Raw genomic sequence first — 15,617 nt, forward strand, 5'->3', positions numbered from 1 at the left:
AATCCCCCTATTTTCCTGATAAAATTTCTTGTTCCATCATATTTATAATACTGAATATTTCGTCTTTTTTAGTTTTTAATGCAGCCTTGTTTACAATCATTCGAGCGGATATAGAATACATTTCTTCAAATACAATGAGCCCGTTTTCTTGTAATGTTTTTCCTGTTTCAACAATATCAACAATCGCATCTGCCAATCCAAGAATAGGCGCAATTTCTACGGAACCTTCTATTTTTATAATTTCTACATCTTCTCCTTTATCATGAAAATAGTTAGAAGTAATATGTGGATATTTCGTCGCAATACGTTTCTTCCGGTAGCTCTTCGCATTATAAGTAGGAATAGAAGCAACACAAAACTTACACACACCTACTCCTAAATCTAACATTTCATAAATATCTTTCTCGTTTTCCATTAAAACATCTTTTCCAACAACTCCAATATCAGCTACTCCATGTTCCACATAAGTAGCAACATCTACTGCTTTCACTAAAATAAATGAGATATCTGTATTTTTACTTTGAAAGACAAGCTTTCGTCCTTTATTTTTGAGTTCTGAACAATCAATTCCAATTTGCTCAAAGAGCGGAATCACATGTTTTTCTAATCTTCCTTTCGTTAACGCAATTTGAATGTTACGCATGAGGTTTCTCCTTCTTTCTGGACTACCCATTTTTCTTTCCACACATATTCTACTAATGATTCGTTCTTTGCCTCAATGACCGTTCCGATTTGATTTTTTCTTGCAAATTGAAAGGTGTCATTTACATTAGAGAATAAAGATAGCTCTACTTTTTTTCCGTCCTTTTGAAGTAAACTACGTAATCGTTCCGCTTCTGCTAATCTATTTAACTCATAATGGATTATCATATCTATTCTTTTCCGTTCATATGGCTCTTGTTGCTCTTGTAGCGCCTTCACAATTTGATTGACTTGCACCGCGAGTCCGACAGCCGGCCGCATTTCTCCAAAATTTCCAATTAACTCATCATATCTTCCGCCACTAACGATTTCTTCTCCAATTTCATATATATACCCTTTGAAAATAACACCTGTATAATAATCCAAATGTTGAATCATCCCTAAATCAATTGATATGTAAGATCCATAGCCTAGTTTTTCAATCGCTTCATATATTTCTTTCACTCTTGCAATAGCCATTTTCATTTCATTACTTGATGCGAGTTTTTCTGCTTCCTCAATTACTTCTAAATTCCCAAAAAGCCTTGGTAATTTCTCCAGCAATCTGACTGTTTCATCACATCGATCTAATTTCTTTTCTCTCATAAAATTTGATAGAGCAGCATAATTTTTACTTTCAATATACGTTCTAAGTACTCTCTCTTCTTCCTCATGAATAGAGAGCTTTTTTACAATACATTTATATAACTGCACTTGCCCAATCTCTATTGTAAAAGATTGTACTTTCAACTTTTGAAGTGATTGAATGACGCTTATGACACATTCAATTTCTGCTCTTACATTATCAATCCCAATAATTTCAATACCACTTTGTACAATCTCATTATATTTTCCAGCAAGAGACTCATTTGCTCGAAATACATTCCCGCTATACGTTACTTTAAGTGACGTATCACATCTCTGCGTTCCAATCACTCTCGCTAAAGGAATTGTCATATCTGGACGCAAGACGATAATCCGTCCCTTTTCATCAAAAAATTTATACATCTTTTCTTCATCTATCGGTCTATTTTGAAAGGCAAACACATCATAAAATTCTATTGTTGGTGTCCTTATTTCTTCATAACCCCTCTCTAAAAAAGTACGCCTTAATTTTTGTTCCACTTCTTCAATTAACGTACATTCTTCGAATAAATAATCTCTCGTTCCATTTGGGTTTGCACGTTTCCATTTTGTCATCTAAATTCTCACACCTTTCTTTTTCTAATGTATGCCTATTTCGTGCTCTTAAACCGAAAATAAAAAGAGCCTTGTAGGTAAAATATACCTACAAGGCTCTTTATTAGAGTGTAGGTACAACGGGAATAACCCTTGCACCTACACGTTTTCACGCTAGGTTCAAGGGCTTTATGTATGATGATGTAGTTGTGTAAGCATTTTAATAGATTGCATTGTTTTCATAATACTTACTCCCTTTCTCCTCTAATTTTTACATAGTATATAATACTTAATTCTGAATGTAAATACATTTTAAATATTCCGTTATCTCTTAATATACTGCTACCCTTCTTTCATACTCTTTTATTTCTTGTTCATACTGCATTGTAATACTAATTTCATCTAAACCATTTAATAATTTTTCTTTCCACATTTTTTCGATTGTAAAATGAAACCTGTGCGTACTCGTTGTAATGACTTCATTCTCTAAATCTACTTCTATTTCTTCTTTTGCATCCGTTTTCGCAAGTTTCTCTCGCATTTCTTTATCCATTACAATTGGTAACATACCATTCTTCATACAATTCATATAAAAAATATCTGCAAACCCTCCGGCAATAATTACGCGGAAACCATAATCAGCAAGTGCCCAAGGTGCATGTTCTCTTGAAGAACCGCAACCAAAATTATCACCTGTAATTAATATACTTGCCCCTTTTCTTTCGTGTGCATTAAGCGGGAAATTAGGGTTTTCTTGTCGTTCATTATCATATCGCCACTCATCAAATAAATATTTTCCAAATCCCGTCCTTTCAATTCTCTTTAAATATTGCTTCGGAATAATTTGATCTGTATCAATGTTATCATTCATAAGTACTGCGGCAGTACCTTTATGAATACGAAATGGCTCCATCATAACTCTCCTTTCTAGTATCAACAAAATGCCCATATAACGCAGCTGCTGCCGCCATTGCTGGGCTAACTAAATGTGTTCGTGCCCCTTTTCCTTGTCTTCCTTCAAAATTTCGATTTGAAGTGGAAGCACAATGTTCTCCTTCAGGTACTTGATCTGGATTCATTCCAAGACACATGGAACATCCAGGTTCTCTCCATTCAAATCCTGCTTCTTCAAATATGCGGTGCAGTCCTTTTTGCATCGCTGCTTCCCTTACTCTTTTCGATCCAGGCACAACAAGGGCTCGCACACCTTCTTTTACCTTTTTCCCTTTCACAACAGATGCAGCAATTTCTAAATCAGAGAGCCTGGAATTTGTACAAGATCCAATAAAAACATGCTGAACTGGAATGTCATACGTGCTTTGTCCAGGACTTAATCCCATATAAGAAAATGCTCTTTCGTCATTTACATCATGCTTTTCTGGCAATTTTTCATCAATACGAACACCCATACTCGGATTTGTTCCCCACGTAACGTACGGTGCTAAATTCGTAACGTCAATTGAAATATGTAAATCATACATTGCATCTGCATCTGTATAAAGTTCAGACCATTTTTTCTCGAAAGTTTCATAGTCTTTCGGTGCATATTTACGCCTTTTTACGTAAGCAAATGTTTTTTCATCTGGCGCGATAATACCTGCTTTTGCTCCTCCTTCAATTGCCATATTACAAAGCGTCATTCTCTCTTCCATCTCCATAGCTTGAATCGTCTCTCCGTAAAATTCCATTACGTATCCAGTTCCAACTGCTACACCATACTTTGAAAGGAGATGCAAAATAATATCTTTTGCGTAAACACCTTTCTGTAATTTCCCTTTTAACTCAATGCCCATCGCTTTCGGTTTTCTTTGCCACAGCGTTTGCGTTGCCAATACATGTTCCACTTCACTCGTACCAATGCCGAATGCTAGCGCACCAAACGCACCGTGCGTTGCCGTATGACTATCACCACAAACAATTGTTTTGCCTGGCTGCGTAAGCCCAAGTTCTGGTCCGATAACATGAACGATCCCTTGCTCTTCATCTCCGATATCCGCTAATGGCACCTGAAATTGTTTACAATTTTCCCGAAGTGTATCTAGTTGCTGCTTCGCAATGCGATCGGTAATATTCCAAACATCTTTCGTTGGGATATTATGATCCATCGTTGCGAATGTTAAATCTGGTCTACGGACTGTGCGATTTGTAAGCCGCAAGCCTTCAAAGGCTTGCGGTGACGTTACTTCGTGAACAAGGTGCAGATCGATATATAATAAATCCAATCCATTTTCGTTTGTCGTAACTACGTGTCTTTCCCAAAGTTTATCTAGCAACCTTTTCCCCATTATCTCCCTCTCCCTACTAACGCTTGCTCTTCCATTTCTTGCATAACTGCCTTCGTAAATGAAGTTGTCGTTTCAGTCCCGCCGATATCGGCTGTACATTTTCCAGATTTAAGGACCGCTGAAATGGCTTCTTCAATTGCACACCCTTCTCTCGTTAATCCGAACGATTGCCCAAGCATCATCGCAACAGAGCGCATCATGGCAATTGGATTCGCCTTATTTTTTCCGGCAATATCTGGCGCTGACCCGTGAATAGGCTCGTATAATGAAGGTCCCTTTTCCGCGTGACTTGCTGATGGAAGCATTCCTAATGATCCAGCTAATACTGAGGCTTCGTCGCTCAAAATATCTCCAAATAAATTTTCCGTTACAATTACATCAAACCGTCCTGGATTCCGAATTAACTCCATCGCAGCGGCATCTACTAAAATATGTTCTAGTTCAACGTCTGGATAACGAAGTGCTACTTCTTCTGTCACATTTCTCCATAATTTACTAGACTCTAAAACATTCGCCTTATCAATCGATGTTACTTTGTTCTTCCGCTTACTTGCTAGTTGAAAAGCATACGAAACGATACGTTCAATTTCATGGCGATGATACGTAAGTGTATCTGTTGCTACTTCGTCCGTTCGTTCTTTCGGATAAGAAAAATAAATCCCACCTGTTAACTCACGAACGACAACGAAATCAATGTCATCAGCCTTCTTTAATGGCGATAAATGCGCCGTTGTGCTTTCTACTGTTACAGGGCGAACGTTCGCAAATACACCAAGCCCTTTTCTTAAAGCTAATAATCCTTTCTCTGGTCTTTCTTTCGCACCATCCCACCTTGGTCCACCAACTGCTCCTAGTAATACCGCATCACTTGCTAAACAGGCGGCAAGCGTCCGTTGTGGTAATGGTTGCCCATTTAAATCGATAGCACTCCCGCCAAAGTACTCATCTTGCAAATGAAAATGATGCCCATATAGCCTCTCTACCATATGCAATACTTCCTTCGCACTTTCCATAACTTCCGGGCCAACACCATCACCAGCTAAACACACGATACGTTTTTCCAATTTCAACACTCCTTTTAACTGAATTTTCAGATCTTTAATTAGATAGATGAGAAATGCTTCTCTCACCTATCTAAAACTTATTTCACAAGCTGGATAAAAGATTTCAATTTCCCCGCTGCATGGACATATGCTCTCGCCGACGCTTCCAACACGTCTTGCGCAACACCAAAACCTGATACTTGATGTGTCCCTTCTTTTAATTCAACATGTACATGAGCCAGTGCATCTTGACCTTGTGTAATAGATTGTATGCGATAGTCTGCCAATTCACATTCTAATCCTAAAATTCTTTGGATTGCATTGTAAATCGCTTCAATGCTACCAGAACCAGTAGCTGCATCTTCGTATACATTTCCTTCCTCATCTTTTAGTACAACTGTCGCGCATTGTGTACTATTTGATACGAAATGTACTTGCAGTTGCGTAATGTTATATTGCTGAGCCGCAAATGCTGCTTCCCCAAGCATAAGCGCACGTAAATCTTCCTCCGTAATTTCCTTCTTACGATCAGCTAATTTTTTAAACGCTTCAAACACCGCATCTCGTTCTTCCGCTGTAAATTCATAGCCAAGCTCTTTCATTTTTTCTGTAAACGCGTGACGGCCAGAATGTTTCCCAAGTACAAATAAGTTTTGAGATTCGCCTACTAGCTCCGGTTCAATAATTTCATACGTTGTCACTTCCTTTAGAACACCGTCTTGATGAATTCCTGACTCATGAGCGAACGCATTTGCTCCAACGATCGCTTTATTTTTCGGTACAACCATACCTGTTAATCTACTTACTAATGTACTCGTCGCTTTAATTTCTTTTAGCGTCATAGAAGACTCTGCTTTATAGACATCTTTTCTAATATGAAGAGCAACTGCTACTTCTTCTAGCGCTGCATTCCCTGCTCTTTCTCCAATTCCATTAATTGTTCCTTCTACTTGCAACGCTCCCCCTTCAACCGCAGCTAATGAATTGGCTACAGCCATCCCAAGATCATCGTGACAATGACAAGAGAAAATTGCTTTTTCATATGAAGGAACGGATTCTTGTAAGTATTTAAAAAGAGAATAATATTCTTCTGGATTCGTATATCCAACTGTATCTGGAATATTAATTACATTCGCTCCTGCACGAATCGCAACTTCTACTGCTTCAGCTAAAAAATCTCTTGTTGTTCTTGTCGCATCTTCTGCAGAAAATTGTACTGTCGGAAATAATGATTTCCCGAGTGTAACCGAGCGGTGAATACTATCTAATACATCTTCTTTAGACATACAAAGTTTATATTTCATATGAATATCACTCGTAGCTAAAAATACGTGTAGACGGGGAGATACAGCTCCTTTCACCGCTTCATATGCTCTTCGAATATCACTTTCTTTCGCTCTAGCTAAACTCATAACTGTAGCATTTTGAATCGTATTTGCGATGCGTTTTACCGATTGAAAATCACCTTCGGAAGCTGCTGCAAAGCCAGCTTCCATGACATTAATCCCTAGTCTCTCTAATTGCCTTGCGATTTGCAATTTCTCTTGTTCATTTAAATTCACTCCTGGTGATTGTTCGCCATCACGTAGCGTCGTATCCATGAACAAAATCTGCTTCATATTATTTGACCCCTGCCTTTACTCGTGGCTGTACGAAAGGCATCATTTCACGTAATTTACGCCCTACTACTTCGATTTCATGCTCATTTTCTTTCTCATTTGTCGCATGGAAATTTGGTTTTCCTGCCTTATGCTCTGCAATCCAGCCTCTTGCAAATGTACCATCTTGAATTTCTGCTAGCACTGCCCCCATCGCTTTCTTCGTATCTTCCGTTACAACTCGTGGTCCTGATACGAAGTCACCCCACTGCGCTGTATCTGAAACTGAGTATCTCATATTTTCAAGTCCACCTTCATACATAAGGTCAACGATTAGTTTTAGTTCATGTAAACATTCAAAATATGCAAGTTCCGGCTGATATCCGGCATCAACTAACGTTTCAAATCCAGCTTTTACTAGCGCAGTTACTCCTCCGCAAAGTACAGCTTGCTCTCCAAATAAATCTGTTTCCGTTTCTTCTTTAAATGTCGTTTCTAGTACACCAGCTCTCGTCGCTCCAATTCCATCAGCATAAGAAAGTGCCTTCTCAGTCGCAACTCCTGTTGCATCTTGATATACTGCAAATAATGCAGGAACAGCTCCGCCTTCCGCAAATGTACGGCGCACAAGATGACCTGGACCTTTTGGTGCTACTAGAAATACATCTACATTCGCTGGCGGTTTCACTTGATCAAAGTGAACGTTAAATCCGTGTGCAAAAACGAGAGAATTTCCGGCCTTTAAATTTGGCTCAATTTCCGCTTCATATACTTCTGGCTGCAGTTCATCCGGTAGTAAAATCATTACTACATCAGCCTGCTTTGCTGCTTCTGCTACTGTATATACAGAAAATCCATCTTCTTTCGCTTTATCCCAAGACTTCCCTTTTCTTAAACCTACTACTACATCAAATCCGTTATCACGCAAATTTTGCGCATGCGCATGACCTTGTGAGCCGTATCCGATGATTGCTACTTTCTTTTCTTTTAATACATTTACCGTTACATCTTTCTCATAATAAACCTTTGCCATTTTCATTTCCCCCTATATTTAAATGATTATTGAATTAACATCACTTGCTTATCTTGCTTCTTCATACTGCGTGTAAATGCTGTTACACCTGTTCTAGCGATTTCTTTCAAACCGTATGGACGAAGTAATTCAATTAATGCCTCTACTTTCTCCTGCGTACCTGTTACTTGCACAACTATGGAATCCTTTCCAACATCTATTACAGTGGCTCGAAACGGCTCAATTAAACTATATAATTCTGCTCTTGCTACTGATGTTGCTACTTTAATAAGTGCGAGTTCTCTTGCAATCATCGCTTCTTCTGTAATATCTGATACTTTCAGAACATCAATTTGCTTATGAAGTTGTTTAATTAACTGCTCCACTTGCTGTTCATTTTCAACGTGTACAACAATCGTCATCCGCGATATGTCCGATGATTCCGTATGGCCTACTGAAATGCTTTCAATATTAAAATGTCTTCGCGTCATAACACCTGTAATTCGGTTTAACACACCGCTTTGATTTCGAACTGTCGCTGTAACAATTCTCTTCACCTTTTTTCCACTCCCTCCATTTGGTGAACACCTTTCCCTGGCGCAACCATCGGCATTACCTTTTCTGATTGAAGGACACGACAATCAATTACGACCGGCTCTTGTAATTCAATCGCCTGCTGTATTTGCTTCTTTGCAAGAAGTGGATCATCTATACGAACTCCTTTTATGCCATATGCATTCGCAAGAGCAACGAAATCTGGTTGACACGATAGTAAAGAGTGCGAATATCTTTTGTTATAAAATTCATCTTGCCATTGTCTTACCATTCCTAAAGCTTCATTATTTAAAATGAATACTTTAACAGGTAAAGAGTGTTCTTTTAATACACTTAATTCTTGCAGCGTCATTTGAAATCCAGCGTCACCGACAATTGCAATAACTAGTTCTTCAGGCTTTGCAATTTGCGCACCAATTGCTGCTGGAAATCCAAATCCCATCGTCCCTAATCCTCCTGAAGTTACCCATTTGTCTGGGTTTTTCAGCGGATAATATTGTGCTGCCCACATTTGATGTTGCCCAACATCTGTTGTTACAATCGCTTCTCCTTTCGTAATTTCATATAACATATCAATTGCGTATTGAGGCTTAATACTTTCAGCGTTTCGTTTATACGAGAATGGATATTGTTCTTTTCTACTCTTTAATAAAGAGATCCATTCATCATGATTTTCTTTCCTTCCTTCTGGTTGAAGTAATACTTCCAATGCCCGTTTAGCACTTGCCACAATAGGAATTTCAGTCGGGACATTTTTTCCGATTTCTGCTGGGTCGATATCGATATGTGCGACAGTCGCTCCTTTAGCAAAATAAGCTAAATTTCCAGTAAGCCGATCATCAAATCTCGCGCCTACATTAATGAGTAAGTCGCATTCATATAACGCCATATTGGCTGTATAAGAACCGTGCATTCCTCCCATCCCTAGAAAAAGTTCATCATCTGGCGGAAAGCCACCAAGACCAAGTAATGTATGCACAACAGGAATTTCATATTTACGCGCAAAACTTGTTAATTCTTTTGATGCTTTCGCATGCAATACACCTGCTCCAGCTAAAATTAACGGCTTATTTGCAGCACGAATTGCTTGTAATAATTTGTTTATTTGGAGTAAATTCGGTTCATAATTTGGGTTGTATCCTGGTAAATCCATTTGTACATCATTACATCGTTCTCCTTTCTCTACTACCATATCTTTCGGAAGATCGATCACGACTGGGCCTGGTCTTCCTGTTCTAGCAATATGAAATGCTTCTTTAATAATTCGAGGTAAATCTGAAGCCTTTCGCACTTGATAGTTATGTTTTGTCACTGGCATCGTAAGCCCCATAATATCAGCTTCTTGGAAAGCATCACTTCCAATTAACGTTGTTGCTACTTGCCCTGTAAATACAACAAGCGGTAACGAATCAATCATGGCATCTGCAAGACCCGTAATTACATTTGTAGCACCTGGTCCACTCGTTGCAATGACAACCCCTGGATTTCCAGTAATTCTGGCATATCCTTCAGCAGCGTGAATCGCTCCTTGCTCATGCCTTGTTAAAATATGCGGAATTTCACAGTCATAGAGTGCGTCATAAAGAGGTAAAACAGCACCACCAGGATAACCGAAAATTACTTCTACTCGTTCCTTTTCTAGCGCTTCTAACAATAGCTGTGCACCAGTCTCCAGTTTCTCTTCCGTTTTTGAAGACATTGTTCTTATAAGCCCCCTTTTTGAAAACATTTATCAATAAAAAAAATCCTACGTCCACACTCCAGCTATGTGCTGAAGGGACGAAAGATTTCGCGGTACCACCCTTCTTTGCAAGAATACTCTTGCCTCAGTGACCCATAAATGAGTCTAGCTAATAACGGAGCTACCGTCTAAGCCTAGACAAATGCTTCAGCTTAGCACTCAAGGGCGATGTTCGTCGACGTGAACCATCGGTTTTCAGCAACCACCGACTCTCTGTGAGGCTTCACAATCAACTACTCCTCCCTCTCAACGCTTTCTTATGTTATAAAAAGTTGTTATCCAACTTTATTTTCTTCGTAAATCTTCTCTCCATCAGTTATAACTAACTTTCGGAATTCTTCTAATAAACGATTCGTATGTGGACCCGTTTGCCCTAAACCAATCGTTCTACCATCTACTGTTGTAACAGCAATTACTTCAGCTGCTGTTCCTGTTAAAAATACTTCATCAGCTACATATACATCATGTCTTGTAAATAACTCTTCTCTAACGTCATATCCAAGTTTTTCACCAATTTCTAAAATAGCGTTTCGTGTAATACCTTCTAATGCTCCAGCAGAACTTGGTGGTGTAATTAATTTATTTCCTTTTACAATAAATACGTTATCCCCTGAGCCTTCAGCTACATATCCTTGATCATTTAACATAAGCGCTTCTTGTACTCCAGCCAATTTCGCTTCGATGCGAACTAAAATATTGTTTAAGTAATTTAAAGATTTTACTTGAGGCGACAATACATCTGGACGGTTTCGGCGCGTTGCAACTGTTACAACTGGAATCCCTTTTTCATAATATTCTTGCGGGAATAAAGATAGTTGCTCTGCAATTACTACTACATTCGGTTTCTTACAAGAATCAGGATCTAATCCAAGATTTCCTGCTCCTCTCGATACAACTAGGCGAATGTATCCATTAGATAATTTATTTTGTCGAATCGTCTCAACAACAATATTCGTTACTTCATCTAAAGAATATGGAATTTCTAACATGATGGATTTTGCTGATTCATATAACCGGACAAGATGCTCTCTCAAACGGAAAACATTACCGCTATAAACTCGAATCCCTTCAAATACTCCATCTCCATATAAATAACCATGATCATATACTGAAACTTTTGCCTCGTCTTTTGGAACAAATTCTCCATTTAAGAAAATCCATTGCTCGTTCACTGGAAAGCGCCTCCTATGTTCTATGAATTTTTTATTGTTTCCTAGTTTACTCTCCTTTCTAAATAAATCAAGTTAATTTTTAGAAAATTTATAATTTTTAATCGTACGTACATCTTTGATTATATTGATTTAATAACGTTGTTAACGTTTACAACAAGTCAAAAATTTTTTTTCGCCAATTTTCACTAAAAAAATATTTGTTTAAAAGAAGGATTTTCATCAATTGATACGAATCTATTGTATTCAATAAACGGACGTCCGTTTTTATAAATTCGGGAATATACAACGACTTTTGCTGAAAAAGGGGGAAAATAATAAAAATAACGCTGTCTAAAAATAACATTCATATTTTTCATTTCGGAATCATAATCCTATTTTTAAAAAACAATTTGTCAAAATGAAGGAGGAAATCAATATGGCGTGTGTACAAATTAAAGGAACGAGACAAGAGGTAGTAGAAATGCTTCAACTATTTGATCTAATGGATACGAAAGGTTTTTGTAAATTCGATAACTATGTAGAGGTAGAACCAAATATTAAAGAACATAATAACTTTATTGCTTCAATCGATATCCATTCAAATACTTCTTCTACTCAAGATACTTTAAACGATCAATTCGTAAGTCAAATGCTTACTGGTGTATATAACGACTAAATAAAGTGATACTTTATAATCAAACTATCTGTAAATAACAGACAAATATATGTTTCCTACTATCTTTGCATAAATATATGCGATGTACTTGAGCATACTAGCAACTAGATGGTAGGAGGTGAGAATTATGGCTAGAATTGGCGTTGAAAACTCATTAACAGATGTTCAGCAAGCCCTTCAGCAACAAGGACATGAAGTTGTTACCCTTCACTCCGAACAAGATGCACAAGGATGCGATTGTTGTGTTGTAACTGGGCAAGATTCCAATATGATGGGGATTGCAGATGCATCAATTAAAGGATCGGTAATTACAGCTCATGGTTTAACAACAGATGAAATTTGTCAGCAAGTTGAAAGTCGCACTTAAATTTCATATATAAAAAGAAAGAGGACTCCTTTTGAAAAGGAGTCCTCTTTTTTATATTCACCTAACGGGAAAGTAACATATATACTGGATGAAAGCCCTACCTCTCTCTCATCATTACGGTTCCACTGACCGCTCCTTGATTCACTAGTATACATATAAAGCTTACAAGCACAATTTATAGGGTTTGTTCACAAAAGTTGTTGGTAAAATTACCCGATCTTTCGCAAACTTTTCGTATTGTATTCATAAGAGTTATCTACTTTACACTAGCTGTAACCGAGACACGAATTAAAATTTTAACACCAATACAATAACTTGTCAACATTTTTTACAAATTAAAAACAGACAGTAACGGTTTGTCTGTTTTAGAATGGAGCCTTTTCTTTTATTACATATACAACAAAGCCGCTTACTAACATACATAAGCCAACTACTAAGTTTTTGATATTAATCATAAATTCCTCTCCCTTATTCCACACATCATATATATTTAAAGTTCAATTATTCCGATCATCCTAAAGCGCACTTTTTCTAATATATCATAATCCCTAAAAAATGCAAGTTCACTTTTGACGATTATTTACAAATTTATCTACAGTGCTTGGTACAGTATTTAAAGCCTTCTCAATTAAATGCGTGCTACTATTGAGGTGCAGTACTTGCACTCCGTTAGAACCAACTACTAAAAAAGCAACTGGGCTAATCGAAACCCCAGCCCCGCTCCCACCTCCAAATGGATGACTTTGCTTGTGCTCTTTATGCTGCCCTTGTCCATTATTATGTTTTTCAGAAATAAAATCACCTTTAAAGTCACTTCCGCCAGCTCCAAAACCGAAAGCCACTTGTGATACTGTTAATACTACATTTCCGTCAGCTGTTGAAACTGGGCTGCCCACAATTGTATTTACATCTACCATCTCTTTTAAATTTGTCATTGCTGTTTTCATTAAATTTTCAATTGGATGTTCCATTATGTATTGCACCCTTTCCTCATTATTCTTTTTTATACTTTCCAAAATAGAGGAAGTCATACTAACTTTTCCTATTTCAAAAAAACAATTTCCACCTTTTAAATGGATATTACTCCCTGTACATACTCGGATAAAAAGGAAAAAGAGATACATACTACTATTGAACCTTGTTATGAAAGGAGTCATGACTTTGACTGAGAAATTTGATGAGTACAAAAAAAGAGATAGAATAGATAGTGATTATAGTGACTATAAAGAAGAATATGCAGCTGAGGTTGCACCACAGCGCATTGATTATGATTACGACAAGGAAGATCATAAAGATGATGTAAGATCGTCCGCCGCTGGATCAACTGCTGGTTTTATCGCTCTTGCCTTATCTATCTTATCGCTCTTTACCTTCCCAACATTATTTGGTCTTGTTTCTGTATTACTAGGTATTTACGCTTATAATCGCGGAGCTACTGTAACTGGTGGTATCGCTGCGATTGTTGGCGGAATTGCAGCACTCATTGCAATTTTATTCCGAGTAGCGCTTATCGGATTATTGTTCTCCCTTTTTTAAAAAGAAAAAGGTATCTCGCTTATGCGGGATACCTTATCCTGTAAATACATCTTCCGATGGATATTTAATTTTTTGCTTTGCTGGTCGCGCTAAAGAAAAGACAAGTGTTAACGGACCAATTAATCCGCAAAACATAACAAACATAATAATACATTTTCCAAACGCTGATAACTTTGCAGTAATCCCCATCGTTAATCCTACTGTACCAAATGCTGAAATTGTTTCAAATAATAACTGAATAAAACTAAAGTCTTCTGTAAGCATTAATACAAATACCGCTGCAAAAATGAGTATTTGACTGGCAACAGCAATCGCTAACGCCCTCGTTACTGTCGACATTTTTATTGTGCGCTGAAATAATACGATTTCCTCTTTCTTTCTAAAGAAAGAAAGGACAGATGTAACTAAAATAACAAACGTTGTTAATTTAATCCCTCCACCTGTTGATACACTTCCTGCACCAATAAACATTAAAACCATTGTAAATAATATAGATGATTCTTCCATTCCCCCATAGTCAATTGTATTAAATCCAGCAGTACGAGGAGTAATACCTTGGAAGAAAGAAGCCCATAACTTTTCATTTAAAGGTAAATTCCCTAACGTCTTCACATTATTATATTCCAATACAAAAATCACGATCATCGCTATCACATTTAGCGCTACTGTTCCAACAATCATGATTTTGGAATGAAGTGATAATTTTCGAAAACTACGGCTATACCATATATCAATTAATACAGTAAAACCGAGACCACCTATTACAATTAAAGAACAAATCCCAATGTTAATAATAGGATCTCCTACATACCTTGTTAAATTATCTGGCCATAGAGCAAATCCAGCATTATTATAAGATGCAATAACGTGAAAAACACTATAGTATACACCTTTTCCAAAGCCAAACTCTGGAATAAAGCGAAACGATAAAAAGATGACCCCAATAAGCTCAATACAAATTGAAAATATAAAGACACGTTTTACTAATTTTACGAGACCACCTATATTTGTCTGATTAAATGCCTCTCCAATTAATAAGCGATGGCGTAATCCGATTTTTTTACCTAATACCCAAACAATTAAAATGGCAATTGTCATAAGACCTAGACCGCCTGTTTGAATTAAAAACATAATTACGATTTCGCCAAACATCGTAAACGTACTCGCAGTATCTACTACTCCCAATCCCGTTACAGTTGCTGCTGACGTTGCCGTAAAGAAAGCATCTACCCAACTAATATGTACTTTCGTTGCAAATGGTAACTTTAATAACAAACCGCCAACCACAATTAAGCAGAAAAAACCTAATGCTAATATTTGTGGTGGATTTAATCGTATAAAACGATTATACAGACCTTGTCTTTTTGTTACTTCCATTTTCACTAACTCCCTTTTCCCCTTATAAATAAAAGCTTATAAGAAACCTTAAACAGCGGGATAAACCTTATATTCTTATAATATAGTTGAGCATAATCCTTTTTTTCCTAGTTTTCAACTTTTATTTATACTCGAACTTCATTTCATTTATGACAAGGCACTTTCTATTACACTTCTTCTTACTCTACAACTCTTGTAATAGTCATTTTATATGTATCATTTCTCAAATTCTCATATCTTTCACTCTATGTTCACATGAGGGTCACATCCACCTTTTATAGTATATGTATCGGAGCTGTTCCTCCCTAATTTATAAGACATTCCCCAGTGTCTTTGAATAGCTTCCATCCCTAATTAAATTGACATAAATTGTCCCCTTCCTTAGGCCATCATTTGCGATGGTCTTATTTTTTTGT

At 37.2% G+C, this 15,617-nt stretch carries 16 protein-coding genes and 1 other annotated feature; of the genes, 3 read left to right on the forward strand and 13 right to left on the reverse strand.

From position 1 onward, the window contains the following. Positions 1-7 precede the first annotated feature (7 nt). The 10 genes from hisG to ilvE form a co-directional block, all read right to left on the reverse strand. The gene (hisG, locus tag AC3WTI_RS10960; protein WP_087958048.1) at positions 8-643 is read right to left on the reverse strand and encodes an ATP phosphoribosyltransferase; all 636 of its coding nucleotides are present in this window, start codon (positions 641-643) and stop codon (positions 8-10) included. After that, positions 619-1,881, reverse strand: a complete 1,263-nt coding sequence (hisZ, locus tag AC3WTI_RS10965) for an ATP phosphoribosyltransferase regulatory subunit (RefSeq protein WP_087958046.1) — start codon at positions 1,879-1,881, stop codon at positions 619-621. The genes hisG and hisZ overlap by 25 nt, the downstream gene beginning before the upstream one ends. Before the next feature lie 310 nt (positions 1,882-2,191). Then, a complete protein-coding gene (leuD, locus tag AC3WTI_RS10970) occupies positions 2,192-2,773 on the reverse strand; it encodes a 3-isopropylmalate dehydratase small subunit (protein WP_087958044.1) in 582 nt (193 codons plus the stop codon). Continuing rightward, entirely contained in the window at positions 2,751-4,145 is a 1,395-nt protein-coding gene (leuC, locus tag AC3WTI_RS10975; protein ID WP_087958041.1) for a 3-isopropylmalate dehydratase large subunit, read from the reverse strand. The genes leuD and leuC overlap by 23 nt, the downstream gene beginning before the upstream one ends. After that, positions 4,145-5,209 (reverse strand): 3-isopropylmalate dehydrogenase, encoded by a 1,065-nt coding sequence (gene leuB / locus AC3WTI_RS10980; RefSeq protein ID WP_087958040.1) that lies wholly within the window; start codon positions 5,207-5,209, stop codon positions 4,145-4,147. The genes leuC and leuB overlap by 1 nt, the downstream gene beginning before the upstream one ends. Positions 5,210-5,286: 77 nt before the next feature. Beyond that, complete coding sequence (gene leuA, locus AC3WTI_RS10985) at positions 5,287-6,807, reverse strand: 2-isopropylmalate synthase (protein WP_087958038.1); 1,521 nt, start codon at positions 6,805-6,807, stop codon at positions 5,287-5,289. Position 6,808: 1 nt separating this feature from the next. Further along, positions 6,809-7,819 carry a ketol-acid reductoisomerase gene (gene ilvC, locus AC3WTI_RS10990; protein ID WP_087958036.1) on the reverse strand — a complete coding sequence of 337 codons (1,011 nt, stop codon included), beginning with the start codon at positions 7,817-7,819 and terminating at the stop codon, positions 6,809-6,811. A 26-nt stretch (positions 7,820-7,845) separates the two neighbouring features. Further along, positions 7,846-8,355 carry an acetolactate synthase small subunit gene (gene ilvN, locus AC3WTI_RS10995; protein ID WP_000822949.1) on the reverse strand — a complete coding sequence of 170 codons (510 nt, stop codon included), beginning with the start codon at positions 8,353-8,355 and terminating at the stop codon, positions 7,846-7,848. After that, positions 8,352-10,052 (reverse strand): acetolactate synthase large subunit, encoded by a 1,701-nt coding sequence (ilvB, locus tag AC3WTI_RS11000; protein WP_098903690.1) that lies wholly within the window; start codon positions 10,050-10,052, stop codon positions 8,352-8,354. Before ilvB ends, ilvN begins: the two co-directional genes overlap by 4 nt. 73 nt (positions 10,053-10,125) lie before the next feature. Further along, positions 10,126-10,353 (reverse strand) — a binding site (T-box leader). Positions 10,354-10,369: 16 nt separating this feature from the next. Next, positions 10,370-11,266 carry a branched-chain-amino-acid transaminase gene (ilvE, locus tag AC3WTI_RS11005; RefSeq protein WP_087958032.1) on the reverse strand — a complete coding sequence of 299 codons (897 nt, stop codon included), beginning with the start codon at positions 11,264-11,266 and terminating at the stop codon, positions 10,370-10,372. Positions 11,267-11,681: 415 nt separating this feature from the next. Between ilvE and AC3WTI_RS11010 the strand changes: the two genes are divergently transcribed. Then, complete coding sequence (locus AC3WTI_RS11010) at positions 11,682-11,921, forward strand: DUF3911 family protein (RefSeq protein WP_087958030.1); 240 nt, start codon at positions 11,682-11,684, stop codon at positions 11,919-11,921. A 127-nt stretch (positions 11,922-12,048) separates the two neighbouring features. After that, the gene (locus tag AC3WTI_RS11015) at positions 12,049-12,288 is read left to right on the forward strand and encodes a YkuS family protein (protein WP_142286627.1); all 240 of its coding nucleotides are present in this window, start codon (positions 12,049-12,051) and stop codon (positions 12,286-12,288) included. Between the two features lie 365 nt (positions 12,289-12,653). Here AC3WTI_RS11015 and AC3WTI_RS11020 read toward each other — a convergent pair whose 3' ends face one another. Beyond that, positions 12,654-12,743 (reverse strand): hypothetical protein, encoded by a 90-nt coding sequence (locus AC3WTI_RS11020; RefSeq protein ID WP_000608225.1) that lies wholly within the window; start codon positions 12,741-12,743, stop codon positions 12,654-12,656. A 108-nt stretch (positions 12,744-12,851) separates the two neighbouring features. After that, on the reverse strand, positions 12,852-13,319 hold the full coding sequence (gene ytfJ / locus AC3WTI_RS11025) for a GerW family sporulation protein (protein WP_078419312.1): 468 nt from the start codon (positions 13,317-13,319) through the stop codon (positions 12,852-12,854). A gap of 112 nt (positions 13,320-13,431) precedes the next feature. Here ytfJ and AC3WTI_RS11030 point away from each other — a divergent pair, with 112 nt between their 5' ends. Further along, the gene (locus tag AC3WTI_RS11030; protein WP_142286651.1) at positions 13,432-13,824 is read left to right on the forward strand and encodes an imidazole glycerol phosphate synthase; all 393 of its coding nucleotides are present in this window, start codon (positions 13,432-13,434) and stop codon (positions 13,822-13,824) included. 33 nt (positions 13,825-13,857) lie between these two features. Here AC3WTI_RS11030 and AC3WTI_RS11035 read toward each other — a convergent pair whose 3' ends face one another. Continuing rightward, positions 13,858-15,201: a TrkH family potassium uptake protein gene (locus AC3WTI_RS11035; RefSeq protein WP_087958025.1), complete on the reverse strand. Its 1,344-nt coding sequence runs from the start codon at positions 15,199-15,201 to the stop codon at positions 13,858-13,860. Between the last annotated feature and the right edge of the window lie 416 nt (positions 15,202-15,617).

The organism is Bacillus sp. EB106-02-03-XG38, from assembly GCF_058792175.1.